The organism is Mycolicibacterium peregrinum (assembly GCF_001665625.1).
Lineage (GTDB): Bacteria > Actinomycetota > Actinomycetes > Mycobacteriales > Mycobacteriaceae > Mycobacterium > Mycobacterium peregrinum_B.
Map to the genome: position 1 here is coordinate 1 of NZ_LZSY01000058.1, position 874 is coordinate 874.

The window sequence follows — 874 nt, forward strand, 5'->3', positions numbered from 1 at the left end:
ACTGGGCCTACGCGCGCATTTTCAATGAGGCAACGAATCACCCGTACGCGCGCATTTCTGATGAGTCAACGCGGTCAGTGGATCGGCGTAAAGTCGAACACATGTTCGATGCTGATTCCGATGTGGCTTTGATCGACCGGATCAGTGGCGCGGCGCGGGCGGAGTCGGCGGCGATCGCGGGGCGGCTGGCCGCGATCGGGGCGTTGGACAGTCTGCGGGAACAGGAGTTGGCCGAGTCGATCTTTTGGACCACCGACCCGTTCGAAGAAGTCTCTGCTGAAGTATCGGCGGCGTTGCGGATCAGTCGGGGCCGGGCCGGCACCCAGATTCATCACGCCCGGGTGTTACGCGACAAACTCCCGTTGGTGGCCGCCCGGTTCGCCGCCGGCGACATCGACTACCGGGTGGTGCGGATGCTCATCGCCCGCACCGGCATCGTCGACCCCGCAGTCTGGGCCGGCCTGGATGAAGAACTCGCGGCCCGGGCCCACCGGTGGATGCGGCTGTCTGAACGGCAGTTGCGGGACCGGGTGGATCAATGGATCGCCAAACTCGACCCCCACGGGGTACGGGTTCCACCCCCGATCGACGACGGGCGGTTTGTTCAGGTGGAGGCGAGCAGCCCCGGCATGGCGTCGGTGTGGGCCAACATCCACGCCGCCGACGGGGTCGCACTGAATCAACGCCTCGATGCGGTCGCCGACACCGTCTGCAAACACGACCCCCGTACCCAGGAGCAGCGCCGCGCCGATGCGGTGGGACCGGTGGCCCGACTGGAATCCCGCATGCCCTGCCTGTGTCGGCGCGAAGACTGCCCCGCCGCACAGCAGCGGGCGGCCGCCGATGCCGCGGTGGTGCATGTGCTGGCCGACCA

The 874-nt window shown here is 67.3% G+C and carries 1 protein-coding gene; it reads left to right on the top strand.

What is annotated here, in order from left to right:
• Positions 1-101: 101 nt before the first annotated feature.
• The coding region (locus tag A5779_RS07495; protein ID WP_131811601.1) for a DUF222 domain-containing protein at positions 102-874 on the top strand (773 nt) is incomplete at its 3' end.